The organism is Paenibacillus sp. J22FR5 (assembly GCF_059691975.1).
In genome coordinates this window covers 115,807-141,295 of the sequence record NZ_JCAUAN010000011.1, presented here as the reverse complement: position 1 = coordinate 141,295, position 25,489 = coordinate 115,807, and the positions used below count along the sequence as shown (strand labels likewise).

The window sequence follows — 25,489 nt, the reverse complement described above, 5'->3', positions numbered from 1 at the left end:
CCAATCCTCTATCGAATCGATATCTTATACGTACGCAGCCACATATCCACTTGAGCCAAATACGCGAATAGCTGAGGACCCGTCATTAACTGCCCAAACCAAGGGAGATTGAACTCATTTGATTCCGAGCTAGCGAGTGCGCGAATCTTTTTGACATCTATGAAGGGTAAAATAGGGGATGAGGGGTCATCCAAAATTTCCAGCACCCATTTTCTAACGGCCGTTAAATAATTGGGATTATGCGTTTTCGGATACGGACTTTTCTTCCGCGTCAGTACATCTTCAGGTAATACACCTCTTAGCGCTTTACGCAAAATGCCTTTTTCCCGATCTCCCGAAGTCTTGATTTCCCAAGGAATGTTCCATACGTATTCAACCAGGCGGTGATCACAGAACGGGACGCGTACCTCGAGGCCAACGGCCATACTCATGCGATCTTTACGATCAAGAAGTGTTGGCATGAAACGTGTAATGTTCAAATAGGACATTTCCCGCATGCGATTCTGTGCTCTTGTTTCTCCAGCTAACCGAGGGACCTCGCTTAACGCTTGCTGATAGCGATTGTTCACATATTCCACGGGCTTAATCCAATCGACGAAGTCTGGAGCGAGCAGGTCAACCCGATTCGCAAGCTTCAGTGACCAAGGAAACGTGCCTGCTTCTAGTGCTTCTTCATTGTGGAACCATGGGTATCCACCGAATATTTCGTCAGCAGCTTCTCCGGAGATGGCAACCGTCGCTTCCTTTTTAATTTCGCGGCAAAATAAATAAAGAGACCCATCAACATCGGCCATCCCTGGGGTATCGCGAGCTAGAACAGCTGTTTTCAGAGATTCAACAAGCTCTGGTGTATCAAATTCAATATAATGATGCTCCGTGCCAAGATGATCAGTCATCCGCTTGATCCATGGTGCATCTGAGTTCGGTTGGAATATATTCGCTTTGAAATGCTTATCATTATCCTTGTAATCGACGGAGAAGGTGTGGAGAGATCCTTGCCCGATTTCCTTATAATGAGCCGCTGCAAGCGCGGTAAGTGCGCTGGAATCGAGCCCGCCTGAAAGTAAGGTACAGATGGGCACATCCGAAACAAGTTGTCGCTCCGCTGTATCCCGAAGCAATTGCCCAACTTGCTCCGCAGTAGCAGAGATATCGTCGGCATGTTGGTGGCTTTCGAGTTTCCAATACGTTCGAATGGATAGCCCATTCCGATCAAAAATGGCAAATTGACCTGGCTTCAGCTCCGACATGTTGCGATAAATCCCATGCCCAGGCGTTCGTGCTGGTCCGACAGCGAATATTTCAGCAAAACCTTCAGCACCCACCTCAGCTTTGAAATCGGGGTGAGCTAGAATAGCTTTTGGTTCAGAGCCGAATAACAGAACATTTTCCTGATGTGAATAAAAAAGAGGCTTTACGCCGAGTCTGTCCCGTACTAAGGTCAGTGATTGCTCTTGGTCATTCCAGGCAGCGAAGGCAAAGATACCGTTCAGGCGGTCGATACATGAATTTCCCCACTCGATAAAAGCAACCAGCAGCACTTCGGTATCACAATTCGTGCGGAAGTGATGACCGCGAGTCTCGAGCTCTTTTTTTAACTCTGGAGCGTTATAGAGTTCGCCATTATATACGATGGTATACGTATAGTCGCCTTGTTTGCGGACCATCGGCTGAGCGCCGTTCTCAGGATCCATAACACTAAGGCGTCGGTGTCCAAGGGCACAATGCTGTGAAATCCAGGTACCTGAGGCATCAGGTCCACGCAGATGGAGCGTTTCCGTCATATTTTCTAGAATGGACGGGTACCCGGTCAAGTCTTTCCGCCAATCTATCCAACCCGTTATTCCGCACATAGACGTTCCTTCCTTTCTTTTGGAGAGAGCATAATGATAAAGGGTATGCAAATGGAAGGTATTAAATGTCTGTCCAGAAAGAGGTAGGAGCAAGCAGGACGTGGTTTTTGTGACGAAGGTGATTAAATTTCGGGCTTCCGTGACATTCTAAAAGGGTAATGCCATTCTTTCTTCAGGAGGCGAGTGCTCATGGATAGTCATTTCATTAGCAAGCTGCATGAGAAGCAGAGGAAAGCCGAGAAGAATAAAAGGACTCAAGGTGACGGTCAGACAGGCAAGAACTTGCCTCACAAGATGCACTAACGTCTTATGGCATGAGCAAAAGCCTGTAGGGAGAGATTCCTACAGGCTTTTTGTTTTTCAGACAGCCCCACTAAGTTGGAGAAGATAACCAGCATATTGGGTGCCGAAACCCTCCATACTAATGTGGCGTTCACTCTATAAATAGAAGGAGTTGCTTACCATGGGTAAAAAGAAAAATATGAATCAGAAAACGCAAAGCGCAATCGATCACTCGAAGCAATCATCTCGTATTCAATCGAATCTGGATTCAACAGAACCAGGTCACCATCAACCAAACAGACCATCCGTGTAAAATGACGGTAGTCGAGCACCCTTGCTGGGAATAAGGCAGGGGTGTTTCTCTTCGTCTAACCTTAGGAAGGGATGAGCTCGCTTCTGCTTGGTCGGAATAGCTTAGCAGCCTCGACCATAACGCGTAGAGCGGCAATGGTCTCTTCCTTGCCTCGCGTTTTCAAACCACAGTCTGGATTGATCCAGAATAGCTCAGGCTCTAGCACCTGAAGTGCACGCTCAATCATTTCAACCATTTCCGTTACGGAAGGGACGCGCGGACTGTGAATGTCATAGACACCAAGCCCGATTCCTTGATCATACGTATGCTCCTCGAAGCTGTGAATCAGCTCCCCATGACTTCTAGATGTTTCGATTGAGATGACATCCGCATCTGTAGATAGACTTAACGCGATCGAAATCAGCTGGATTCAATGACTGTACGAGAATTGGTTCATCGATTTGTACCCATTCCACACCTTCAGCAGCCAATTCTGTCAAAATACGTACATAGAGCGGGAGGAACAACGCAATAAGACGGTCGATTTCCTCAGCTTTATAACCCTTGCCCAACTTAAGGAAAGTAAATAAGCCGAGAATGACAGGCTTGCCTTGAATGCCAAGCTTCTGCTTTGCCTCCCGATAGGCTTCTAGTGGCTTGTTGATCGTCAGTTCCGGCCGTGCGTCTTGTAATTCAGGAACAATGTAATGATAGTTGGTGTTAAACCATTTCGTCATTTCACAAGCCGTCGCCCCTTGGCTGCCGCGAGCCATCGCATAGTACGTTGCAAGAGGTACTTCGCCGCCTGCGTAAAGGAAACGGTTTGGAACTAGTCCAAACATAGTAGACGTGTCTAGAACGTGATCGTACAAGGAGAAGTCGCCGACAGGGATAAGGTCAATCCCTTTTTGCTGCTGCAGGCGCAGGTTATGAAGACGGATGTCTTCAATTTGCTTTGAAAACTCGCTTTCATCCAATTTGCCTGCCCAGAAAGCTTCTAAGGCTTTCTTCCACTCACGATTTCACCAATTCTTGGATATCCTAAATTACTGCTCATTAATGCGCACATGTTGTAATCCTCCTCAAATTTTGTTGTTTACGACCTCCGGAAATCAAAAAAGGGCATCCCTAACCTTAATAAAAAAGGTTAAAGATACCCTGTGTATGTGTATACAGTGTTTATGATCTCTAACACCTCCCTATCTCCCGTAGGTAAAAACAGTGCTGTCAGAATTAGGCAGGTCTCCTGGCTCCAGAATCCTCGTCAAACACTAGCCTTCCCGATCCTTCGATCAGTGGCACCTCAAGCGTCGACTCCTCTGTTACAGTGGCGGGACCGCGTCGGTATTACACCGAACTTCCCTTTTAAGCTCTCGTTTATTTGGCTAAACAAGAGCACCTATTCCCACAATATGCAATTGATGAATACTATACATGATATCGCAGATCATGCAAAGACTTTTGTTTTTTAATGTTCTGGAAATGAAAAAAAGACCGCGATTTCTCGCGGTCTTTCCTCTTGCTTGACGTCCCAGGAGGGATTCGAACCCCCGACCGCACGCTTAGAAGGCGTGTGCTCTATCCAGCTGAGCTACTGAGACATAGGTCACTTCTTACCGCATGGACGTGATCCGTTTGGCGAAGCAAGAGTTATAATATCATATCGATTTGTAGGAAGTCAACACTTCTTTGAATATTTATTTTTGCATTCATTTGGTCGATGGAGTAAACTGTCACAAGCGAGACCACGAACAGAGGTGATCCCTATGTCAGACCCTACTTTGGATAATGTCATCCTTTTTCCTAAAACAGAAAAGTTTTATGAAGACGAGCTAACGAAGCTGTTACGCTCCGAGCAATATAAAGAAGCACTTGAGATGCTTACTTATCTCCTGCAGTTTCCCACTGTCGACACGAATAAATCCGAGCAATGGGAAGCCTTGCGACATTGGTTGCTCACAATGTTTCCAGAAACGATGTTTCCATCTACAGAGGCAGACGAGAAGGATTCAGAGGAAGAATCCGCCTTATTGCGGCAGTACATTCATGAAAAGGCAGCCTCAGATGATGGAGCTTTTGTGATGAAGTTGCAAAAGATGCTTCAAGAAGGAACATTGGAAGGACAAGTTAGCGCCTTGGAACAGCTTGCTTATATTGAGCAACCCGAGGTGAGCCAATTCGTAAAGACCTGGCTTTGTGAAAGGGCCAGACACCCGCATCTGCAATTCAAAGCACTGCAGACGCTTAAACAGATGGGGGAGCATGGGTATATTGAGTTTCCCAAAAACGGTAAAACCGTGCTCGTCGAAATTGATGAAACCCCGCTTACCGCGGAGGATTTTCCATTACGTATTCGTGATATGATTCGCAGAGTCGGGGACATTAGTGAGATAAGCCAACCTGACTTTGTCTACTTTGCCACCCAGACTTGGCAGGAGTTTCTTGCCTATGCGTATGGAACCTCGATTTACACAGAGTTACTGAGGACAGAAGAAAGTGCGGTAGACGTGTGGGCCTCCGCGCTGCATGCGATTCTGCAAGAAAAATTGTTTGGTACCGTTGAGCGCGAGGAGTTGCTAGAAACGTATGGAATTGTGGATGCAATGACGCTGGAATGGAAGCGAGCGCACAACGTGCTTAGCGCTTTTGTCAAGCAATTTACCCCAGATCCTATCTAAGAACAAAGCGCGCCTTGAAATGAAAATGTTATATGGTATAATAGAATGGTTATAATGAGCTTAACGTGAAAAATATATGTCATGGTACATTTTTGGAGGGGAAGGCATAAAATGAAAGCAAGTTGGGAAAAAATAGAGAAGAACGTTGGCGTTCTTGAAGTTGAAGTTGGGGCAGAACGTGTAGCAGATGCTTTGGATAAAGCATTTAAAAAGGTATCAGCGAAAGTGAATGTTCCAGGATTCCGTAAAGGGAAAGTGCCACGTTCCATCTTTGAAGCTAAATTCGGTGTTGAAAGTTTGTATCAAGATGCTTTGGATATCATTTTGCCAGAAGTTTATGTTGAAGCGATTGAAGAGGTTAAAATCGAGCCTGTTGATCGTCCTGAAGTAGATGTTGAGCAATTTGGTAAAGGTCAAGTCTTGAAATTCAAAGCAAAAGTAACTGTTAAGCCTGAAGTAACGCTTGGCGATTACAAAGGAATCGAAGTAGAAGCAGTTAACGCTACGGTTTCTGAAGATGAATTGAATGAAGAGCTTGCACGTTTACAACAGCGTCATGCTGAATTGGTTGTTCTTGAAGAAGGACAAGCTGCTAATGGCGACGTCGTTATTCTTGATTTCGAAGGATTCGTTGATGAAGTAGCATTCGAAGGCGGGAAAGCGGAGAAGTATTCGCTTGAGCTTGGATCCAATTCTTTCATCCCAGGTTTTGAAGAGCAACTTGTAGGTCTTGGTAAAGGCGAAGAGAAAGACGTTAATGTTAGCTTCCCTGAAAATTACCATTCCGAAGATCTGAAAGGCAAAGCAGCTGTGTTTAAAGTGAAAATTCACGATATCAAACGCAAAAATCTGCCTGAGCTTGATGATGAGTTCGCCAAAGACGTGAGTGAGTTCGATACACTTGTTGAGTACAAAGAAGAGCTTCAAAAACGTATGCAAGAGCGCAAAGCGAAAGATTCCGAAGCTGCTCTTGAAACTGCGGTTGTTGAGAAAGCTGCTGCTAACGCAGAAGTTGAAATTCCAGGTTCGATGGTTGAAGCTGAACTTGATATCATGGTAAAAGAATTCGAAAGACGTCTTCGCTCCCAAGGCATGACGCTTGAAATTTACTACCAGTTCTCCGGTCAAAACGAGAGCGCATTGAAAGAACAAATGAAAGAAGATGCTGAGAAGCGTGTTCGTAACAACCTTGTTCTTGAAGCTATCGCAGCTGCAGAAAAAATCACAGTATCCGACGAAGAAGTTGACGCGGAACTTGAGAAATATGCACCGTCTTACCAAAAATCAACAGCTGAGCTTCGTGAGCTGTTCGCTTCAAACGGATCTCTTGAAGGTCTTAGCAATGATCTAGTAATCAGAAAAACGGTTGATTTCTTGCTTCAAAATAGCAAGCATGTTTCCGCAGCCGTGTAAATAAGGTAAGTAAAGGCACGTACGCAAGCAACGTGCCTTTCTTTTACCCTAATTTAAGGCGAAACTCCTTAGTACATACGTATTACCGCTTACATAGCTGATTTCAGAAAAATGACATTGCTGCCCAATCGTGTTAAACTGTAAATGAATCTCAAATGAGAGAACATGGCGATTGCCGCAAAAGGAGTTGGTACAATGAGTCTTATTCCTATGGTTGTAGAACAAGAGGCTCGTGGGGAACGTTCCTACGATATCTACTCGCGTTTACTTAAGGACCGCATAATCTTCATCGGGACCGCTATTGATGACGATGTGGCTAATTTGGTCATTGCCCAGCTGCTCTTTTTATCCGCCCAGGACCCTGAAAAAGATATTCACTTATATATCAACTCACCTGGTGGGTCTGTTACGGCTGGAATGGGTATCTTTGATACCATGCAGTTTATTAAACCGGATGTATCTACGATTTGTGTAGGTATGGCCGCAAGTATGGGGTCTTTGCTTTTGACAGCAGGAGCCAAAGGTAAGCGATACGCGCTGCCGAATGCAGAAGTCATGATCCACCAACCGCTCGGCGGTGTTAGAGGTCAAGCAACCGATATCAAAATCCATGCGGATTGGATTATCAAGACCAAGCATAAACTCAACCAGATCTACGTGGACCGAACGGGACAGCCGCTTGAAAAGATCGAAAGAGACACCGACCGGGATAACTTTATGAGCGCTGAAGAAGCGAAAGCATACGGGTTAATCGACGAGGTTATCACTCGAAACGACTTGAAATAAAGGAGTGATCCCATGTTTAAATTTAACGATGAAAAAGGCCAACTCAAATGTTCCTTTTGTGGAAAATCCCAGGACCAAGTTCGTAAACTTGTTGCCGGACCGGGAGTTTACATTTGTGATGAATGTATAGAGCTTTGTACGGAGATTGTGGAAGAAGAATTAGGACATGAAGAAGAGCTCGATCTGAAGGATGTTCCGAAACCAAAAGAAATTCGTAATATTTTGGATCAATACGTCATTGGTCAAGAACAAGCGAAGAAATCCTTGGCTGTAGCGGTATACAACCACTACAAACGGATTAATTCCCAGAACAAGCTTGAAGATGTTGAGCTTCAAAAAAGTAATATCGTGCTTCTAGGGCCAACAGGTAGCGGTAAAACGCTTCTTGCTCAAACTTTAGCGAAAATTTTGAATGTGCCATTTGCGATCGCAGATGCTACATCCTTAACAGAAGCGGGTTATGTGGGTGAAGATGTGGAAAACATCTTGCTCAAATTAATTCAAGCTGCTGATTATGATGTTGAAAAAGCAGAGCGCGGCATCATTTATATTGATGAAATTGATAAAGTTGCACGTAAATCCGAGAATCCATCCATTACACGTGATGTTTCCGGTGAAGGTGTACAACAAGCTCTTCTCAAAATTCTTGAAGGCACTGTAGCTTCCGTACCTCCACAAGGTGGTCGTAAGCATCCGCATCAAGAATTCATTCAAATCGACACGACGAATATTCTGTTTATTTGTGGCGGAGCTTTTGATGGTTTAGAGCAAATTATCAAACGCAGAATCGGTAAAAAAGTCATTGGCTTTAGCACAGATGGCGCGAAAGTTGATTTGAAACCTGGTGAATACCTATCCATGGTCCTTCCAGAGGATCTTTTGAGATTCGGATTAATTCCGGAATTCGTAGGTCGTTTACCGGTTATTTCAACTCTTGAGCCGCTGGATGAAGCTGCGCTTGTGCGTATTCTTTCCGAGCCTAAGAACGCGCTCGTGAAACAATACCAGAAGATGCTCGAGATGGATAACGTATCGCTTGAATTTGATGCAGAAGCACTGGATGCGATTGCCAAAGAAGCGATTAAACGGAACACCGGTGCTCGTGGTCTGAGAGCCATCATTGAAAGCATTATGCTTGATGTGATGTTCGAAGTTCCTTCAAGAACTGACGTATCTTCTTGTGTTGTTTCGAAAGAAACGGTTCAAAACAAGATCACGCCTGTTCTGACGACCAAAGAAGGCGCACAGCCAACAGGCAAGAAGAAGGAAGAAAGTGCTTAAACCATAATTTCATAAAATAACAGACAGCCTCCAATCCGATTTCCATTTCTGGGAATTGGAGCGGAGGATGTTTGGTGTCATGGGGAGAGGAACCAAAATGTTCCATAGAAGAGATACTAGAGCCGTGCGTGTTGGCGATCTAACGATCGGTGGCAGTAACGAAGTGATCATGCAAAGCATGTGCACAACGAAAACGGCTGACGTAAAAGCAACGGTAGCAGAAATTCTTCGTCTAGAAGAAGCAGGCTGCCAGCTTGTACGTGTGACCGTGAATAATAAAGAGGCCGCGGAAGCGATCAAAGAAATCAAGAAACAAATTCATATTCCACTCGTCTCTGACATTCATTTTGATCATCGTTTAGCACTTGCCGCGATTGAGAATGGGATTGACAAAGTGCGTATTAACCCAGGTAATATCGGGCGACGTGAAAAGGTTGAAGCAGTTGTGAAGGCCTGTAAAGAACGCGGTATTCCGATTCGTATAGGAGTTAATGCAGGTTCGCTAGAGAATCATCTTCTTGAAAAATATGGCTACCCAACACCAGAAGCTATGGTAGAGAGTGCTTTGTTTCATATCAACATTTTGGAAGAACTAGATTTTCAAGATATAATCGTATCTCTGAAGGCTTCAGATGTGCCAATGGCGATTGCTGCGTATTCGCAAGCTGCGAAGGCTTTTAACTATCCGCTTCATCTTGGGATTACAGAAGCCGGAACTTTATTCACGGGCGCCGTGAAGAGTGCTGCGGGCATTGGGACTTTGCTCAATATGGGCATCGGTAACACGCTTCGCATTTCCTTGAGTGCGGACCCTGTTGAAGAGATCAAAGTGGCAAGAGAGCTGCTTAAGACGTTTGGTTTGATTACGAATGCCGCGACGCTGGTTTCCTGTCCGACTTGTGGTCGTTTGGATATTGACTTGTTCTCCATTGCGAATGAAGTAGAGGATTACATTGCTAAAATCAAAGTGCCTATCAAGGTTTCTGTTTTGGGATGTGCGGTAAACGGACCTGGTGAAGCAAGGGAAGCGGATATCGGTATTGCAGGAGCTCGTGGAGAAGGTATGCTTTTCCGTTATGGCGAGATGATTCGTAAAGTGCCAGAAGCTGAGCTGCTTAGTGAGTTAAAAAAGGAAATTGATATTATTGTGGCTTCCTATGAACAAACAGGTGTTATACCTGGTCGTAAGCAACACTAATTTGAATAGAACCACTATAAGCCGTTAAAGAACTCAGCTAATGAGTCTTTAACGGTTTTTTTGGTTGAACATGAATTTGCGCATATTTAAAGGAGAAGAGAAGCATAATGAGTGAAACTGGAAAGCATGCTCAATTTCAGTAAGTCTTTCTAAAGCAATAGGAGGAGAAGAGGATGAAGTTTTTTTCAACATACAGAGCAATTCGACAGGTGACTCTAACGCTAATCACCGGAACCATTTTGCTTGTTAATCCAGGATTTACAGGAGCGGAGCCTGGCGTAAACCCGCAGCAACCTACGGCCGTTACGACGAAGAAGGTAGCTATCGTCATTGATGATTTTGGCAATAACATGGAGGGAACGGCTGAAATGCTGAAGCTGCCCATTCCGTTCACAGTCGCTGTAATGCCATTCTTGCCCTCTACGAAGCAGGATGCACAGTTAGCTCATGACAGAGGACTTGAGGTCATTTTGCACCTGCCAATGGAGCCTGTGAGAGGGAAGAAGAGTTGGTTAGGTCCAGGTGCAATTACAACGGATTTATCCAACGATGAAATTCATAAACGGATTGTGGCAGCGATTGACGATGTGCCATACGCCATAGGCATTAATAATCATATGGGCTCCAAAGCGACAGCAGATGAAAGAGTGATGAAAATCCTGATTGAGATATGCAAAGAGCGGAATTTGATACTTCTGGACAGTAGAACTACGCCAAAGAGTTTAATAGGCAAGATTGCTGATTCACGGGGTGTGCCACATGCAGATAATCAGCTGTTTTTCGATGACTTGTATACGTACAGTCATATCAATAAGCAGATGATCAAGCTGAAAAAATTAATTCATGACAAGGACGAAGTGATCGCGATTGGTCATGTAGGCCCTCCCGGGAAGAAGACTGCTCATGTAATCAAAGAGGCAATCCCATTTATTCAAAAGGAAGCCACATTTGTCCCCATTTCACAAATGGTCAAATAATCTACTTTGGATGGGTCATAGAGAAATATTGATCCACAGCTTGTGTTATTGCTTTGGCGAGTTTCGCTTGATGATGACTGTCATTTAGCAGCTTGCGATCCGATTTATTTGATAGGAATCCGAGCTCCACGATAACGGAGGGGCATTTTGTATACTTGAGAACATGATACTTTTTCCCAAGAACAGGAAGCTCTTCCGTACCATAGACTTGATTCAAAGCGTCTTGTAAGAGGTTTGCAAGCAAAATACTGTCAGATTGATTTTGATAAATAACGAGTGGGCCGCGGCTACCCGAGTTTTTAGACCAATTGATATGCAGGCTGAGCATCATGCTCGGCTTAATGGTATTGGCTAGTCCAGAACGTTGAGCTAGATCTTTGCGGTGTCTTCCCCCGTAGGACCATTTGTTGTCATCACTTAAGGCATAATCCTGGGTTCGATTTATGATAACGCGATATCCTTTTTTTTGAAGAGACTTATACGTTTTCTTTGCGATAGCAAGATTCATATCTTTCTCTTCGTATTTGCCAACCATGGTCCCGCTATCGATTCCGCCATGTCCTACGTCAATAATGATGTCTGCGGATGGAAGAAGAGGATCTTGATCAGCCGCAGCTACCTGCGAGTTTGGCAAACAAAGAAATAGCGACAGTACGATAATCAATAAGTATTGTTTCAAGCCCGCCACATCCTTTTGCATGAATATCTCCTCTTATCCTTCGTTTGCAAGGAGACTATCATACGTGATGCAAAAGTTTGCATGGATTGGATTAACCTTCTTTTACACGGGAATAATGGAAGTTAATAAAGGAAGAAAATAGAAAAACGTGCTTAATCAATGATGACAGTGTATAAGGAGGTTCAACACATGAGTTTAAGTATCATTTTAATGGTAATTCAAGTGTTTTTTGCAGTTGTAATCGGGTTGTATTTCTGGAATTTGCTGCGAAATCAACAGACGAACAAGTCTGCAGTGGATAGAGAATCTAGGAAGGAATTAGAAAAACTCCGTAAATTAAGATCCATTTCATTAACCAAACCATTATCGGAGAAAACAAGACCTTCTTCTATGCAGGATATTGTTGGTCAAGTTGAAGGGTTGAAGGCACTGAAGGCCGCACTTTGTGGACCGAACCCCCAACATGTGCTTATTTATGGCCCTCCGGGGGTAGGTAAAACGGCAGCTGCACGTGTCATATTAGAAGAAGCAAAGAAAAATCAAGAGTCTCCTTTTCGGCCTGACTCCAAATTTACAGAAATCGATGCTACGACAGCACGCTTTGATGAGCGAGGTATTGCTGATCCATTGATCGGCTCTGTGCATGATCCAATATATCAAGGAGCTGGAGCGATGGGGGTTGCTGGTATTCCACAACCGAAGCCTGGGGCTGTAACCAAGGCGCATGGCGGCATCTTGTTCATTGATGAAATAGGTGAATTACATGCGACGCAAATGAACAAATTATTAAAGGTGCTTGAAGACCGTAAAGTATTCCTAGAAAGTGCGTACTACAGCTCTGAGGATGCCAATATTCCAGGGTATATTCATGATATTTTCCAGAATGGACTACCAGCCGATTTCCGCTTAGTAGGGGCAACGACACGTACGCCAAGTGAAATTCCTCCTGCTATTCGTTCGCGCTGCTTAGAAATTTTCTTCCGTCCGCTTCTGCCTGGTGAAGTAGGAGAAATTGCACGAAAAGCTCTCGATAAAATTGGTTTCAAAAAATGTGAAGAAGCTGTAAATGTTGTCACGAAATATGCAACGAACGGTCGTGAGGCTGTGAATGTGATTCAATTGGCCGCAGGTATCGCCTTAACGGATAAAAGGGATGAGATCACCGCCGCTGATATCGAATGGGTTGTGAATTCCTCACAAATTCCACCTCGCCCCGAGCGAAAAGTACCAGCGCAGCCGCAAATTGGTTTTGTCAATGGCTTAGCTGTCTACGGTCCTAATTTGGGCACACTATTAGAAATAGAAGTAACAGCAATTCCAATTGCAGTTGCAGGTACAGGGAAATTCAATATTACAGGAGTCGTTGATGAGGAAGAAATGGGTGGAGGCTCCCGAACCATTCGTCGGAAAAGCATGGCCCGAGGTTCAGTGGAAAATGTACTGACGGTTCTTCGTAAGCTTGGTTTTAATACGTCGGATTATGATCTGCATATTAATTTTCCGGGCGGTGTGCCGATCGACGGACCTTCCGCAGGTATTTCGATGGCTACGGCAATTGCCTCTGCCATACATAAAATACCTGTAGACAATAAACTAGCAATGACAGGTGAAATGAGCATTCATGGGAAAGTGAAGCCTGTTGGCGGAGTTGTGGCAAAAGTGGAGGCAGCTTTCCAAGCTGGAGCTACCCGCGTCATTATTCCAAAGGAAAATTGGCAAGCACTGTTTGTTGATTTACCAGGTGTTGAAGTTGTGGCGGCAGAAACAATTGAGGAAGTGCTCGCTGCTGCGTTAGGTATTGAGCTTCATGATAATGTGATTCCGTTGCCTTTCTCCTTGGAGAGAACCATTCCGGCTACGACTTTACCCATTCTACATGCCAATTCACAGCATACAATTGACTCTTAAAGCAGGCTTTGCGTTATCTTCCATAACGTGTTAGCTCTCAATTGGTGTTTTGTTTGGAGTTTTGTTAAAATGTAAAGGGCAACGCAGGGAGAAAATCCCACATAGACAAGGAGAGACTTTGAACATTTGTTCAAAGATCCCTATTATTGGAGGTGCAGAGGATGGGGCCTGGAAAAATGAAGGTGCGCAGATTGCCGTTATTGCCTCTTAGGGGACTGCTGGTCTATCCGAGCATGGTTCTACACCTGGATGTAGGGCGAGAAAAATCGGTGAAAGCACTCGAGCGGGCAATGGTGGATGACAGCATGATTCTCCTCTGCTCTCAATCTGAGATCAACATAGAAGAACCAACCAAAGAGGACATTTATCGCATTGGAACGATTGCGAAAGTGCGGCAAATGCTTAAATTACCGAATGGCACAATTCGTGTTTTGGTTGAAGGTGTATTACGCGCCGAAATTGTTGAGTATTTGACGAATGACGAGTACTACGAAGTCACCGTGAAGGAATTGCCGGAGCAAGAAGTTTCGGATCCTGAGATCGATGCTTTAATGAGAAGTGTGCTTAGCCAATTTGAGCATTATATTAATTTATCGAAAAAAGTAACGCCTGAAACACTTGCTGCGGTGTCTGACATCGATGAGCCTGGTCGGTTGGCAGATGTGATTTGTAGTCATTTATCGCTTAAAATCAAAGATAAACAAGATATTCTCGAGACCGTTGATGTTCGTGAACGGCTCGAGAAAATGCTTAATATTCTGAATAATGAGCGAGAAGTACTCGAACTTGAACGCAAGATTAGTCAGCGTGTGAAGAAGCAAATGGAGAAAACGCAGAAGGAATATTATCTCCGTGAGCAGATGAAGGCTATTCAGAAGGAGCTTGGGGATAAAGAAGGTCGTGCCGGTGAAGTTGATGAGTTGCGTAACCAACTGGCTGAAGCGGAGCTCTCAGATAAAGTTCGTGAGAAGGTCGAAAAAGAGATCGATCGATTGGAGAAAATGCCAGCAACCTCTGCGGAGGGAGGCATTATTCGCAATTACATTGATTGGTTGTTAGGGCTTCCGTGGCACAAACAAACGGACGATGATTTAGATCTAGATCGCGCAGAAGAAATTCTGAATGAGGATCATTTTGGTTTAGAGAAGCCCAAAGAACGCGTGCTAGAGTACCTAGCCGTTCAGAAGCTGGTTAAAAAGCTCAAAGGTCCAATTCTTTGTTTAGTAGGCCCTCCTGGTGTCGGGAAAACGTCAATTGCCCGCTCAATTGCTAGGTCTATGGGAAGACAATTTATTCGTATATCACTTGGCGGCGTCCGAGATGAGGCTGAAATTCGCGGCCATCGTCGTACGTATGTCGGCGCGATGCCTGGTAGAATCATTCAAGGAATGAAGAATGCTGGTGCGAATAATCCTGTTTTCTTGTTAGACGAAATTGACAAGATGGCGATGGATTTCCGCGGAGATCCTGCTTCAGCGCTGCTTGAAGTTCTAGATCCTGAACAAAATAGCACTTTTAGTGATCATTTCATTGAAGTACCTTTTGATTTATCCAACGTGATGTTTGTGACCACAGCCAATGCTGTTCATAATATTCCCCGCCCTCTGTTAGATCGGATGGAGGTTCTATATATTCCGGGTTACACGGAGATTGAGAAACTCCAAATTGCCAAGAAATATTTACTTCCTAAGCAGAAGCGTGATCATGGTCTTGAAGAAGAGCAACTTGTCGTTGATGAGGCCGCTTTGATGAAGATCGTGCGCGAATATACGCGGGAAGCGGGCGTGCGAAATCTGGAGCAGCAAGTTGCAGGTATGAATCGCAAAGCAGCCAAGAAGATCGTATCTGACCCTGAGACTCCTGTTCATGTCACAGAAGAAAACCTGAGTGACTATTTAGGTCCCGTCAAGTTTAAGTATAATGTGGCAGAAGAGAAGGACCAGATAGGGGCAGTAACAGGTCTTGCTTGGACGGAAGTGGGCGGAGATACGCTTGTCATAGAAGTATCCGTATTGCCTGGCACAGGCAAGTTAACATTGACAGGTAAGTTGGGCGACGTAATGAAGGAATCCGCTCAAGCGGCTTTCAGTTATACGCGTTCACGTGCTGATGTCCTTGGTATAGCTCCTGATTTTCATGAGAAAAATGACGTTCATATTCACATCCCCGAAGGAGCTATTCCGAAGGATGGACCGTCAGCAGGTATTACGATGGCAACCGCGTTAATTTCCGCATTGACGAACATTCCAGTCTCTCGCTTAGTTGCGATGACAGGAGAGATCACGCTTCGCGGCCGCGTACTTCCGATCGGAGGATTGAAGGAAAAGGCACTTGCCGCGCATCGTGCGGGTATTCGGACCATCCTTCTTCCACAGGATAATGAGAAAGACATTATCGAAATTCCAGAAAGTGTCCGTACGGAGATGACCTTTATCCCCGTCAGTCACATGGATCAAGTGCTCGAACATGCACTTATCAAAAATAAGCCGACGGCTAACGTTGGATCGACTTAGAAAGTAGTTGAACATTCATGAAAGTCAATCAAGCTGAGTTTATCATCAGTGCGGTTGGACCTAGCCAATATCCAGAAGATGCCTTGCCAGAGATTGCGCTGGCAGGGCGTTCTAATGTCGGGAAATCGTCACTCATTAACTGTTTGATTTCTCGTAAAAACTTAGCTAGAACCAGTTCACAACCGGGCAAAACACAAACACTTAACTATTATAAAATTAATCAGGACTTATATTTCGTAGATCTTCCCGGATATGGCTATGCGAAGGTATCCAAAACCAAGCGTGAGCAATGGGGCAAATTTATTGAAAGCTACTTATTGAATCGTGAGCCTTTGCGCCTTGTGATGCAGTTAGTCGATCTTAGACATCCGCCGTCCAAAGATGATCAAGCGATGTACGAGTGGCTTCGCCACATGGATGTACCTGTTCTAGTGGTTGCGACCAAAGCGGACAAGATCCCTAAGAGCAGATGGCCAAAGCACTTGAAAATTGTGCGTGAAACATTAGGAATGGATAAAGGGGTTCAGCCACTTATGTTCTCTTCCGAGCTAGGGCTTGGTAAAGATGAGCTATGGGAAATTTTAGAGCAAGCGATTGCTTATGGCGAGCCAGTGGAGCAAGTAGCTCCACCCGATGAAGATGTAACAACTGTCGTAACCGATCCGGGGCCGTCCTAATTTTAGGGCGGTTTTTTACGTATATAAGCGGAAAGCATTAAAAGATAGAGGAAATCAAAAAGAAGTATACGGGAAAGCGAGGTAATCTGGGGGAAATTTGATGGCATTCCAGTTTATCAAGCTTTTTTCAGAATATTTGGCTGATTATCATGGATTGCGGGCAGGAATATTCGCCACTCATGTAGTATAATAATAAACAAGGTAATAGTTAATGGCTTGAAAACAAAGAATCGAGGGATTTTTATGGCACAAAGGTTAGCGACTGAATATGTCAAAACCTGCCTCCAGTTAACAGAAGCCGATATGTTGAAGTTTTTTCAAATGTTTGTGGACCATCAAGTGACACTGCAAGTCAAAGTTTTGGAAAACGGGAATCAAGAGGTTGTTTTTCAAGATGGCGAAGGTCAAGAAATTGTTCTCTCATTTGAAAAGAAATCGGGCCTATATGAATGCACAGGATCCTGCAGATTAAGTAATACCTTATTAGCTAATTTAATGCGAAAAGCAGTATCGGAATTCAAAGGCAGTGCAAAGGTGAATCGGATTTACCCTAGCTACACAATGGTTTATTATTATGAACGCGGAACCGTTGTGAAGATTGAGGAAGTCAAAGGTCAATCATTAACGATTATTTATGAGTACAAAGATACCATTGGTCTCATGCAGATGATGTTCCAGAAGAGAGAAGTGGAGCAAGAAATTGAAATGATCTATGATCAAATCAATCATCTTCTTGATTTGCGCAACATGATGCAGGAACGGGAAGAACACCAGCAGATTGACATTCGCCTCAATGAACTAACCCACCGTTTGTTTGTTTTGGAGGCATAACCACTCATACATGACATAGTTATAGGGACCCATTTTTGGGTCTCTTTTTGTTTTGACGCACATGAAAGTACTTATCGACATAATTTAGATATGGCGTCGATGTGTCAGATCGCAATTAGCAAAAAAAACTATTGCATTTCTCGTCGATAGATGTTATTTTTATTCTCGTTGAAACAATATAGGAACCAGGATTCACTCAGGACATTGAATGTTGCGAGAGATTATACCCTCGGGAAGTGAATGACGTAGGTCCTAGCGGATGAAATTTTTTTCACACATTTTATTCCTAGGAAGGGGGAACCGAAAGATGGAAACAGAATACTCAACTTTCGGAAGACACGTTGCTGTTGATACTTGGGGGGTAGATTTTGAACTTCTGAACAATGCAGAATGGCTGCAAGCTCAGATGGTTGAAGCTGCCGAGGTATGTGGCGCAACTGTTTTATCTGTACAATCCAAGCAATTCGAACCACAAGGAGCAACAGTTCTTGTTATGTTGTCCGAGAGTCATCTCTCCATTCATACTTATCCTGAGAGAGGTTTTGCCGCACTTGATTGTTATACATGCGGTGAGACAGTCGACCCTCAATTAGCAATCGACTTTATGGTATCCGTACTAAAACCAGAAACGTTCTATGCGAAGAAACTTGTTCGCGGAATGGGTGAATTACAAGTAGAAACTCCTGAAATAAAGCAAGCAGAGCTTGTTAAATAAAATTCTGCACCTGACCATAACGATAACCACGGAGAAATCCGTGGTTATTTGTTTGTTCAGACACCCATAGAATGGTATTGGCGGCGATACATGTCCAGTTCATATGGAGTGGGGGAAAAGGGTTGAAGCAGAAACTACTAAGAAAAGCAGTGATCTACGGGTTTGTGCTCTTTCTGATCATATGGCCTATTTATCAACTTTCACAAATGCTAGGGCACCATAAGGAAGATCATGATGCGACACATTTATTGTTTCAGGTATCGCTTTTCCAAATGGAAATTTTGAAAAGCAGCTTGGAAGAAGCCTCTCAGAGTAAAAATACGAATGATCTTGAGCGAGTGAAACAAGCGCTTTATTCTGCAGAGTATACACATGAGCGTCTTATACTCGCGGCAGGTGGGAGAGAAGAGCTGACTGCGCTCAGCTTTATGGGACAGTTAAGTCAATACATACAACGGCTTCAGCTTGGTGGAGCCAGACCCTTGAAGGCAGATGAGACCATAACCTTAAAGGAAACCCAGAAGGCATGGGATGGCATGTATGAGGTGTATGAGAAGATGATGGCCTCGAATGGTGATATCATTTCATCCCAGAACACAGAGTTGTCGAAGTTAGATCGCGAGTTGACTTCATTTTTAAGAAAAAAAGGGCTTCAATAGGAAATTCTGGACACCATAAGGTATAGAGGAGCAAAGAGCTGTTAAAACTAACGATCAGTACGAAGCATTCATAATTTATTCAAAAAATTTGTCGGAATGTATGTGTTGCTGTGCTATAATGAGTCATGAAAAGACGGAAAGGCAGGTGGTAACGTTGCATATTATCTCAGTTGGTTTAAATTATCGGACAGCCCCGGTGGAAATTCGTGAGAAGTTTGCGTTCTCTGACCAAGATTTACCGAAGGCAATTGCGGAATTGAAAGAGACGAAGAGCATTTTAGAATGTGTCATTGTTGCCACCTGCAATCGCACCGAAATTTATGCTGTCGTGGATCGACCTCAGTTGTGCAGCCATTATTTGACTCACTTTATTGAGCGTTGGTTTCAAGTGAAGAAGGATGAGTTCCAGAAACATTTATATACGTATGAAAATGAAAAAGCGATTGAGCATCTGTTTACCGTTACAACAGGGTTAGACTCGATGGTTATCGGGGAAACGCAGATTCTAGGACAAGTACGGGATGCTTTTTTAGCGTCTCAACAATTGAAAGCGACGGGGTCGTATTTCAACACCTTGTTTAAACAAGCGATTACGCTAGCGAAGAAAGCACATTCCGAGACGGGCATCAGCAATAATCCTGTCTCCATTAGTTATGCGGCAGTTGAACTTGGTAAACGGATCTTCGGCAGCTATGTGAACAAAACAGTTATGATTATTGGTGCTGGTAAGATGAGTGAGTTAACCGTGAAACACCTCTATGCCAATGGCGCGAACAAAGTCATCGTGGTGAACCGTACATTGGAACGTGCGATGGAATTAGCCGGTAAATTCAGTGGTGTTGCTTCTACGCTAGATGACATGACGAAGTATTTACCTGAAGTGGATATTATCATTAGCTCTACAGGTGCTCCGGGTTACGTTCTCACCAAGAATGATATTCAGTCCTATGTGCAAAAGAGAAAATCCCGTCCGCTTTTCATGATGGATATCGCGGTTCCGCGTGATCTAGATCCTGAAATTAGCGGCTTACCGAATGTGTTCCTTTACGATATTGATGACTTGGAACATATTGTCGATAAGCATTTACAGGAAAGAAAAAAAGAAGCAGCCAAGATTGAGGTCATGATTGGTTCAGAAATTGCAGCATTTGATCAATGGACGAAGACCCTGGGGGTAAGTCCACTCATTAGTGCGCTGCAAACGAAAGCAAATCAGATTCATGAAGAAACCATGGAAAACATGCTGAATAAGCTGACGGATCTGGATGAACGTGAAATTAAAGTGATCCGTAAATTAACGAAGAGCATTGTGAATCAAGTGTTGCGTGATCCGATCTTACGGATCAAGGAAATGGCAGGAGAGCGTCATGGCGACGATGCCCTCGAGATATTTACCAAGCTTTTCGCCCTAGAAGATACGCTTAAACAACAAGAACAGGCAGATCAAATAGCACAAGAGCTAGAGTCTGGCTTTAACAAAGCGGAAAGTAAACAATCGTTAGATGACAAGCTGTCCCTACGTGGTTTACAGAACGCGGATGTTCTAGCCCCATCTTGAAATATAAGTAAGTATACGTTTCACGTAATACGATGCTTATATTTTTGGATAAACGCACTCGTCCTAGTTGGACGATGTAGTCGTTTATTTCAATTAAAAGGCGCTAACCGCCTAGGAGAGGTGCCATGGTAACACGTAGCTGGTTGTTTGATGCGATGATTTATATGTATGCCCTGAGCCTACTGTTTTACTTTTCGGATTTCGCCAATGCGAGCCGAAGCGCGAAACGGATGGGGACGGGGCTGCTTTTGTTTGTATGGGTTTTGCAAACCGCTTACTTGGCTATCAGTTTATATAGTCATTTGACAGAGTGGGCTTTCGTGCGTTCCGACGTCCTGTTCATGTTTTCGTGGCTAATCGTCACGATTTCGTTGATTATCAATCGCTTTTTCCGTATTGAATTGTTTGTGTTTTTTGTGAATGTACTCGGCTTCGCGATTCTCGCGCTAAATATATTCGGAAATCCGCATGTTATGCCGATCAAATCCGGATGGAACATCAATGATGAGCTATTATTTATTCATATTTCATTAGCCATTGGCAGTTATGCTGCATTTTCGATTGCCGCCATCTTCTCAGGCATGTACGTATTCTTACATAAAAGATTGAAAACTAAAAATTTTTCACAGGCTGTCATGCGATTGCCTTCCCTTGAGAAAATTGAGCATTATACGTACTTGTCAGTCATTATCGGAGGGCCGCTGCTTTTAATGGCCCTAAGTCTTGGAGTGGTTTGGGTTATTCTTGAGGGTGACCGGAACCTGCTCTATGATCCCAAAGTAATTAACTCCTTCTTCGTATTAGCGGCATACGCTTTTTACTTATTTCAACATAAATCCATGCGGATCTCGGGCAATAAGCTGGCCGTGTGGAACTTAGCAGCCTTCTGTATCGTGGTCTTGAATTTCGTTGTTTCGAATCTTGTTTCTGGTTTCCATGGTTGGATATGGAGCTAAATCACTGGGAACATCCTTATCCGATTATGGTGAATTTAGCTGGACGCCAGTGCTTGATCGTTGGCGGCGGTCCGATTGCGGAACGAAAATTGCGATCGTTGCTTGGGGCAGGTGCCTTAGTCACGCTAGTAAGTACCGAGTTTACGGCAGGGATCATGGAGTTGGGGATGGGCTCCAATGTGGTATTGATTAGGCAGCCGTACGAATCATCTATATGGATAAGTCAGAACGAGCAAAGCTTTACGTTGGTGATCGCCGCAACGAATCAAGCCAGCGTGAATAGGCAGATCGCACAGGATGCCAATGCGTATGGTATTCTTGTTAATATGGTAGATCAACCAGAGCTAAGTTCATTTATTTTACCTTCCGTTGTTCGTCGAGGTAAGTTGGTCATTACGGTGTCTACAGGGGGAGCAAGTCCTTCAGCGGCACGTAAAATTGCCAAAGAACTCGATACCGCATACGGTGAAGAGTATGAAATCTATTTGGATTTTCTAAGTGAAACCCGTCTGTTGATTCAGAGCAAGGTGAAGGATAAAGAAGCTAGACAAGGCTTATTCAAAGAAATGCTTGCCTGGGATCTCATGCGTTTGATCCGTCTGGGGACGTTTGAAGACTGGAAAGAGAAGTTTTACATAGCATTACATAGCGCCGCTTGGATGCAAACACAAGAGCAGGTACAGATCGGACTGCCTTCTTGGTCATTCATCAATGAGTTAGGGCAGCAGGTATAGGAGGCGGAGACGAATGAAAACGATTATTGTAGGAACTAGGCAGAGCGCCTTAGCACTGACCCAAACGGGACAAGCTGTGGAGCTATTGAAACAGCTTGCGAAAGAGCATGGCATTGAGTGTCAATTTGAAATCAAGAAAATTGTAACAAAGGGCGATCGTATCCTGGACGTTACGTTATCCAAGGTCGGAGGCAAAGGCTTGTTCGTTAAGGAAATCGAACAGGCATTGACAGATGGCGAGATTGATATCGCCGTCCATAGCATGAAAGATATGCCCTTCGAGCTACCCGAAGGACTCGTTGTAGGCGCGATTCCGAAGCGCGAGGATGCGCGCGATGCGCTGATCACTCGCGGCCACAGCTCGTTGGACGAGCTGCCGCAAGGCGCGCTCGTCGGCACAAGCTCGCTGCGCCGCGCTAGCCAGCTGCAGCACCACCGCCCGGACCTCCGGATCGAGTCGATCCGGGGCAACATTGATTCGAGGCTGCGCAAGCTCGAAGAAGAGAACTTCGATGCGATTATGCTTGCTGCCGCCGGTTTGCACCGGATCGGCTGGCAAGATCGCATCAGTGCGTACTTGCCGCCCGAGCTATGCCTCCCTGCCGTAGGGCAGGGAGCGCTGTGCATCGAGTGCCGCGGCAACGACACGTTCGTGCTGGACTTGCTGAGCAAGTTCCAGCATGAACCAACGGCGCTCGCGGTGCGAGCGGAGCGGGCTTTCCTCGGCAGACTCAATGGAGGCTGCCAGGTGCCGCTCGGCGCATACGCGAGCGTGAACGAGAAGGGCAGCGGGGACGGCCCGCTGCTGACCCTTACAGGCATGGTCGGAACGCCGGATGGTGTGACCATGCTCAAGGAAACGGCTTCCGGTAACGCCCCGGAAGCATTAGGTGCGCTAGTTGCGGAGAAGCTGATCGCACAAGGGGCTGAAAAGATTCTAGCTGAGGTGAGGGAGTGATGGCTGTGAACAAAGGAAGAGTTTTTCTTGTTGGAGCGGGTCCTGGCGACCCTAAGCTTATCTCGGTTCGTGGAATGGAAGCTATTCAGAGAGCAGACGTTATCGTCTATGATCGTCTTGCCAATCCACGCTTATTAAAGCATCGAAGACCAGAAGCAGAACTCATCTTTGTTGGCAAGCTGCCAGATAAACATATATTAAAGCAAGAAGAAATCAATCAATTACTTGTAGATTTGGCCCTACAAGGCAAAATAGTAACACGACTTAAGGGTGGAGATCCTAGTGTATTCGGACGCGTAGGGGAAGAAGCAGAGCTTCTCGCAGATAACGGCGTTACCTATGATATAATCCCAGGGATCACTTCGTCGATTGCCGTGCCGGCCTATGCAGGAATCCCTGTTACGCATCGTGATTTTACTTCTTCAGTTGCAATCGTAACGGGCCATGAATACCCGAACAAAACATATTCTTCCCTCAATTGGGAGCATCTGGCTAAAGCGATTGGCACGATGGTATTCCTGATGGGTGTTGCCAATCTAGAGCAAATATGCCGTGAGTTGATTCGCTGTGGTAAGCCGCCAGAAATGCCTGTTGCTCTTGTCAGATGGGGGACATGGGCGGATCAAGCGACCATCACAGGTACCCTAGCGGATATCACTGAGAAGGTTAAAGAAGCAAACTTCAAATCACCTGCTGTCATTATTGTGGGTGAGGTTGTTAAGCTTCGTGAGAAGCTGGCTTGGATGGAGAAGAAGCCGCTGTTTGGCAAGCGAGTACTCGTTACGAGAGCTCGGAGTCAAGCGAGTGAACTTGTGGACCTCATCGATGATCTGGGCGGAGAGCCCGTCGAGTTCCCTGTTATTCGATTGCAGCCTCCAAGTCGCCCGGAAGCTCAGCAAGCGTTGGATCTCGCACTCGAAAGACTGCAGGAATTTGACTGGATTCTACTCACGAGCGCGAATGGTGTCGAATTCTTCTTCCGCAGAATGCGGGAGAAAGGCATCGATGTTCGCAAGATGGGTAACGCGCGCATTGCGGCCGTCGGTCCTAAGACAGCAGAAGCGCTTGCGGAGCGAGGTATCATTGCTGACATACTCCCAACCAAGTATCAAGGGGAAGGCATCTTAGATGCCATTCAAGGGGATTTGAACGCGGGTCAGAAGGTGCTGCTGCCGACAGCTGACTTGGCACGTGATTATTTGCCTTCTAAACTGAAGGAGCTTGGCCTCGAAGTTACGGAAGTGGATGTGTATGAGAATGTGCTGACCACCGATGACGGAGAAGAGATTATTCATCTTTTACAAAATCAAAGCATTCATATCATTACTTTTACAAGCTCATCTACGGTTACGAATTTACTCGATGCTCTAAAGCAACTCGGCATGGAAGATCCGTTATCGTTGCTGCAAGGCGTAGAAATAGCAGTTATAGGTCCCAAAACGGCAGAAACCGTGATTCAAGCGGGCTTGTCGATCACATATACGGCTGAAGAAGCGACCGTTGCTTCTTTGGTACAAAGCATGATTCAAGGAGGCGGAAATCCATCATGAGTTTCCCAATCGTTCGTAACCGCCGCTTACGCGGAAATGCAGCCATTCGTAATCTCGTTCGTGAGAATCAAGTAACGGTTAACGATGTGGTTCAACCGATCTTTGTTACTCATGGCACGAATGTAAAGTCAGAAATTGCATCGATGCCTGGGGTGTATCATTTTTCATTAGATCGTCTGAAAGAAGAAATCGATGAAATCACACAGCTAGGTATTCAAGCGATTCTTTTATTCGGAGTGCCGGATCATAAAGATGCGACTGGTACTTCCGCATTTATGGATGATGGAATCGTTCAGCAAGCTACACGGTTTATTAAAGAACTTAACCCTAATTTGCTGATTATCGCAGATACGTGCTTATGCCAATTTACAGATACGGGCCATTGCGGGGTTATTCATCACCACCCGATTACTGGGCAAGCGGATGTCGCAAACGACCCTTCCCTTGAGCTTCTCGTTCGCACCGCCGTGTCACAGGCCAAAGCGGGTGCTGATATCATCGCCCCTTCCAATATGATGGACGGCTATGTGCAAGCGATACGCTCTGGACTCGATGAGGCTGGCTATGAGAACACGCCGATCATGGCGTATTCCGTCAAATATGCATCTGCCTACTACGGTCCATTCCGTGATGCTGCACATTCCACACCGCAATTCGGCGATCGGAAAACGTATCAAATGGATCCGGCTAACAGCCGTGAAGCCCTTCGTGAAGCGTCAAGCGATGTCATCGAGGGAGCTGATTTCCTTATGGTGAAGCCAGCGCTCGCTTACATGGATATTATCCGCATGCTGAAAGATAACTTTGACTTACCTGTTGTAGCTTACAATGTGAGCGCAGAGTACGCCATGGTGAAGGCGGCTGCGAAGCAAGGTTGGGTGAATGAAGAAGCCATTGTGATGGAAACAATGACTAGCTTCAAACGTGCGGGAGCAGACATAATCCTGACATATTTCGCCAAGGATATTGCACGATACTTGCAAAATTAATG

23 protein-coding genes, 1 tRNA gene, 1 pseudogene and 1 riboswitch are annotated in these 25,489 nt (G+C 45.0%); of the genes and pseudogenes, 20 read left to right on the top strand and 5 right to left on the bottom strand.

Annotation, left to right across the window (positions count from 1 at the left end; translation table 11 throughout):
* Nucleotides 1-8 precede the first annotated feature (8 nt).
* Complete coding sequence (asnB, locus tag AC58P7_RS16580; RefSeq protein WP_497344659.1) at nt 9-1,853, bottom strand: asparagine synthase (glutamine-hydrolyzing); 1,845 nt, start codon at nt 1,851-1,853, stop codon at nt 9-11.
* 189 nt (nt 1,854-2,042) lie between these two features.
* On the opposite strand from asnB, the gene AC58P7_RS16575 reads away from it, so the two are divergent.
* Nucleotides 2,043-2,156: a DUF4023 family protein gene (locus tag AC58P7_RS16575; protein ID WP_082593271.1), complete on the top strand. Its 114-nt coding sequence runs from the start codon at nt 2,043-2,045 to the stop codon at nt 2,154-2,156.
* A gap of 160 nt (nt 2,157-2,316) precedes the next feature.
* On the top strand, nt 2,317-2,448 hold the full coding sequence (locus AC58P7_RS16570) for a hypothetical protein (RefSeq protein WP_497344657.1): 132 nt from the start codon (nt 2,317-2,319) through the stop codon (nt 2,446-2,448).
* Nucleotides 2,449-2,509: 61 nt separating this feature from the next.
* Here AC58P7_RS16570 and AC58P7_RS16565 read toward each other — a convergent pair whose 3' ends face one another.
* From AC58P7_RS16565 to AC58P7_RS16555, 3 genes and pseudogenes are all read right to left on the bottom strand, one after another.
* On the bottom strand, nt 2,510-2,773 hold the full coding sequence (locus tag AC58P7_RS16565; RefSeq protein ID WP_497344751.1) for a hypothetical protein: 264 nt from the start codon (nt 2,771-2,773) through the stop codon (nt 2,510-2,512).
* A 49-nt stretch (nt 2,774-2,822) separates the two neighbouring features.
* Nucleotides 2,823-3,496: pseudogene (locus AC58P7_RS16560) on the bottom strand (uroporphyrinogen decarboxylase/cobalamine-independent methonine synthase family protein); the annotation flags it as partial.
* Between the two features lie 149 nt (nt 3,497-3,645).
* Nucleotides 3,646-3,845: riboswitch (cobalamin riboswitch) on the bottom strand.
* Nucleotides 3,846-3,954: 109 nt separating this feature from the next.
* Nucleotides 3,955-4,028 (bottom strand) — tRNA-Arg (locus AC58P7_RS16555).
* Between the two features lie 165 nt (nt 4,029-4,193).
* Between AC58P7_RS16555 and AC58P7_RS16550 the strand changes: the two genes are divergently transcribed.
* The 6 genes from AC58P7_RS16550 to AC58P7_RS16525 all read left to right on the top strand — a co-directional run bounded on the left by AC58P7_RS16550 (nt 4,194) and on the right by AC58P7_RS16525 (nt 10,760).
* Complete coding sequence (locus tag AC58P7_RS16550; RefSeq protein WP_497344655.1) at nt 4,194-5,105, top strand: hypothetical protein; 912 nt, start codon at nt 4,194-4,196, stop codon at nt 5,103-5,105.
* Between the two features lie 111 nt (nt 5,106-5,216).
* A complete protein-coding gene (gene tig / locus AC58P7_RS16545) occupies nt 5,217-6,518 on the top strand; it encodes a trigger factor (protein WP_497344653.1) in 1,302 nt (433 codons plus the stop codon).
* 195 nt (nt 6,519-6,713) lie between these two features.
* Nucleotides 6,714-7,304, top strand: a complete 591-nt coding sequence (gene clpP, locus AC58P7_RS16540) for an ATP-dependent Clp endopeptidase proteolytic subunit ClpP (protein ID WP_068665411.1) — start codon at nt 6,714-6,716, stop codon at nt 7,302-7,304.
* A 12-nt stretch (nt 7,305-7,316) separates the two neighbouring features.
* A complete protein-coding gene (gene clpX / locus AC58P7_RS16535) occupies nt 7,317-8,585 on the top strand; it encodes an ATP-dependent protease ATP-binding subunit ClpX (RefSeq protein WP_497269069.1) in 1,269 nt (422 codons plus the stop codon).
* A 97-nt stretch (nt 8,586-8,682) separates the two neighbouring features.
* Complete coding sequence (gene ispG / locus AC58P7_RS16530; RefSeq protein ID WP_497344651.1) at nt 8,683-9,783, top strand: flavodoxin-dependent (E)-4-hydroxy-3-methylbut-2-enyl-diphosphate synthase; 1,101 nt, start codon at nt 8,683-8,685, stop codon at nt 9,781-9,783.
* 200 nt (nt 9,784-9,983) lie between these two features.
* Nucleotides 9,984-10,760: a divergent polysaccharide deacetylase family protein gene (locus AC58P7_RS16525; RefSeq protein WP_497344749.1), complete on the top strand. Its 777-nt coding sequence runs from the start codon at nt 9,984-9,986 to the stop codon at nt 10,758-10,760.
* A gap of 1 nt (nt 10,761) precedes the next feature.
* Here the strand turns inward: AC58P7_RS16525 and AC58P7_RS16520 are convergent, their stop codons facing one another.
* Complete coding sequence (locus AC58P7_RS16520; RefSeq protein ID WP_497344649.1) at nt 10,762-11,460, bottom strand: N-acetylmuramoyl-L-alanine amidase family protein; 699 nt, start codon at nt 11,458-11,460, stop codon at nt 10,762-10,764.
* Nucleotides 11,461-11,628: 168 nt separating this feature from the next.
* On the opposite strand from AC58P7_RS16520, the gene lonB reads away from it, so the two are divergent.
* The 12 genes from lonB to hemB all read left to right on the top strand — a co-directional run bounded on the left by lonB (nt 11,629) and on the right by hemB (nt 25,487).
* Nucleotides 11,629-13,347: an ATP-dependent protease LonB gene (lonB, locus tag AC58P7_RS16515; RefSeq protein WP_497344647.1), complete on the top strand. Its 1,719-nt coding sequence runs from the start codon at nt 11,629-11,631 to the stop codon at nt 13,345-13,347.
* 161 nt (nt 13,348-13,508) lie between these two features.
* A complete protein-coding gene (gene lon / locus AC58P7_RS16510) occupies nt 13,509-15,860 on the top strand; it encodes an endopeptidase La (RefSeq protein ID WP_497344645.1) in 2,352 nt (783 codons plus the stop codon).
* A 17-nt stretch (nt 15,861-15,877) separates the two neighbouring features.
* On the top strand, nt 15,878-16,537 hold the full coding sequence (gene yihA, locus AC58P7_RS16505; RefSeq protein WP_497344643.1) for a ribosome biogenesis GTP-binding protein YihA/YsxC: 660 nt from the start codon (nt 15,878-15,880) through the stop codon (nt 16,535-16,537).
* A 243-nt stretch (nt 16,538-16,780) separates the two neighbouring features.
* Nucleotides 16,781-17,368 (top strand): non-ribosomal peptide synthetase module, encoded by a 588-nt coding sequence (locus AC58P7_RS16500; protein WP_497344641.1) that lies wholly within the window; start codon nt 16,781-16,783, stop codon nt 17,366-17,368.
* Nucleotides 17,369-17,675: 307 nt separating this feature from the next.
* The gene (gene speD, locus AC58P7_RS16495) at nt 17,676-18,083 is read left to right on the top strand and encodes an adenosylmethionine decarboxylase (protein WP_056610310.1); all 408 of its coding nucleotides are present in this window, start codon (nt 17,676-17,678) and stop codon (nt 18,081-18,083) included.
* A 122-nt stretch (nt 18,084-18,205) separates the two neighbouring features.
* Nucleotides 18,206-18,742, top strand: coding sequence for an S-adenosylmethionine decarboxylase (locus AC58P7_RS16490; RefSeq protein ID WP_497344639.1), 537 nt, complete (start codon nt 18,206-18,208; stop codon nt 18,740-18,742).
* A gap of 154 nt (nt 18,743-18,896) precedes the next feature.
* Complete coding sequence (hemA, locus tag AC58P7_RS16485) at nt 18,897-20,300, top strand: glutamyl-tRNA reductase (protein ID WP_497344747.1); 1,404 nt, start codon at nt 18,897-18,899, stop codon at nt 20,298-20,300.
* Nucleotides 20,301-20,425: 125 nt separating this feature from the next.
* Nucleotides 20,426-21,256: a cytochrome C assembly family protein gene (locus AC58P7_RS16480; protein ID WP_497344637.1), complete on the top strand. Its 831-nt coding sequence runs from the start codon at nt 20,426-20,428 to the stop codon at nt 21,254-21,256.
* The gene (locus AC58P7_RS16475) at nt 21,247-21,990 is read left to right on the top strand and encodes a precorrin-2 dehydrogenase/sirohydrochlorin ferrochelatase family protein (RefSeq protein WP_497344635.1); all 744 of its coding nucleotides are present in this window, start codon (nt 21,247-21,249) and stop codon (nt 21,988-21,990) included. Before AC58P7_RS16480 ends, AC58P7_RS16475 begins: the two co-directional genes overlap by 10 nt.
* 13 nt (nt 21,991-22,003) lie before the next feature.
* Nucleotides 22,004-22,948 carry a hydroxymethylbilane synthase gene (gene hemC / locus AC58P7_RS16470; protein WP_497344633.1) on the top strand — a complete coding sequence of 315 codons (945 nt, stop codon included), beginning with the start codon at nt 22,004-22,006 and terminating at the stop codon, nt 22,946-22,948.
* Complete coding sequence (gene cobA / locus AC58P7_RS16465; protein ID WP_497344631.1) at nt 22,948-24,498, top strand: uroporphyrinogen-III C-methyltransferase; 1,551 nt, start codon at nt 22,948-22,950, stop codon at nt 24,496-24,498. Before hemC ends, cobA begins: the two co-directional genes overlap by 1 nt.
* Nucleotides 24,495-25,487 (top strand): porphobilinogen synthase, encoded by a 993-nt coding sequence (gene hemB / locus AC58P7_RS16460; RefSeq protein ID WP_497344629.1) that lies wholly within the window; start codon nt 24,495-24,497, stop codon nt 25,485-25,487. The genes cobA and hemB overlap by 4 nt, the downstream gene beginning before the upstream one ends.
* The last annotated feature ends 2 nt before the right edge of the window (nt 25,488-25,489 follow it).

Excerpts from the sequence above, each read along its gene's own strand:
- asnB (WP_497344659.1), bottom strand. The coding sequence starts at position 1,853 with ATGTGCGGAATAACGGGTTGGATAGATTGGCGGAAAGACTTGACCGGG.
- AC58P7_RS16575 (WP_082593271.1), top strand. The coding sequence starts at position 2,043 with ATGGATAGTCATTTCATTAGCAAGCTGCATGAGAAGCAGAGGAAAGCC.
- AC58P7_RS16570 (WP_497344657.1), top strand. The coding sequence starts at position 2,317 with ATGGGTAAAAAGAAAAATATGAATCAGAAAACGCAAAGCGCAATCGAT.
- AC58P7_RS16550 (WP_497344655.1), top strand. The coding sequence starts at position 4,194 with ATGTCAGACCCTACTTTGGATAATGTCATCCTTTTTCCTAAAACAGAA.
- tig (WP_497344653.1), top strand. The coding sequence starts at position 5,217 with ATGAAAGCAAGTTGGGAAAAAATAGAGAAGAACGTTGGCGTTCTTGAA.
- clpP (WP_068665411.1), top strand. The coding sequence starts at position 6,714 with ATGAGTCTTATTCCTATGGTTGTAGAACAAGAGGCTCGTGGGGAACGT.
- clpX (WP_497269069.1), top strand. The coding sequence starts at position 7,317 with ATGTTTAAATTTAACGATGAAAAAGGCCAACTCAAATGTTCCTTTTGT.
- ispG (WP_497344651.1), top strand. The coding sequence starts at position 8,683 with ATGTTCCATAGAAGAGATACTAGAGCCGTGCGTGTTGGCGATCTAACG.
- AC58P7_RS16520 (WP_497344649.1), bottom strand. The coding sequence starts at position 11,460 with ATGCAAAAGGATGTGGCGGGCTTGAAACAATACTTATTGATTATCGTA.
- lonB (WP_497344647.1), top strand. The coding sequence starts at position 11,629 with ATGAGTTTAAGTATCATTTTAATGGTAATTCAAGTGTTTTTTGCAGTT.
- lon (WP_497344645.1), top strand. The coding sequence starts at position 13,509 with ATGGGGCCTGGAAAAATGAAGGTGCGCAGATTGCCGTTATTGCCTCTT.
- yihA (WP_497344643.1), top strand. The coding sequence starts at position 15,878 with ATGAAAGTCAATCAAGCTGAGTTTATCATCAGTGCGGTTGGACCTAGC.
- AC58P7_RS16500 (WP_497344641.1), top strand. The coding sequence starts at position 16,781 with ATGGCACAAAGGTTAGCGACTGAATATGTCAAAACCTGCCTCCAGTTA.
- speD (WP_056610310.1), top strand. The coding sequence starts at position 17,676 with ATGGAAACAGAATACTCAACTTTCGGAAGACACGTTGCTGTTGATACT.
- AC58P7_RS16480 (WP_497344637.1), top strand. The coding sequence starts at position 20,426 with ATGGTAACACGTAGCTGGTTGTTTGATGCGATGATTTATATGTATGCC.
- AC58P7_RS16475 (WP_497344635.1), top strand. The coding sequence starts at position 21,247 with ATGGAGCTAAATCACTGGGAACATCCTTATCCGATTATGGTGAATTTA.
- hemC (WP_497344633.1), top strand. The coding sequence starts at position 22,004 with ATGAAAACGATTATTGTAGGAACTAGGCAGAGCGCCTTAGCACTGACC.
- cobA (WP_497344631.1), top strand. The coding sequence starts at position 22,948 with ATGGCTGTGAACAAAGGAAGAGTTTTTCTTGTTGGAGCGGGTCCTGGC.
- hemB (WP_497344629.1), top strand. The coding sequence starts at position 24,495 with ATGAGTTTCCCAATCGTTCGTAACCGCCGCTTACGCGGAAATGCAGCC.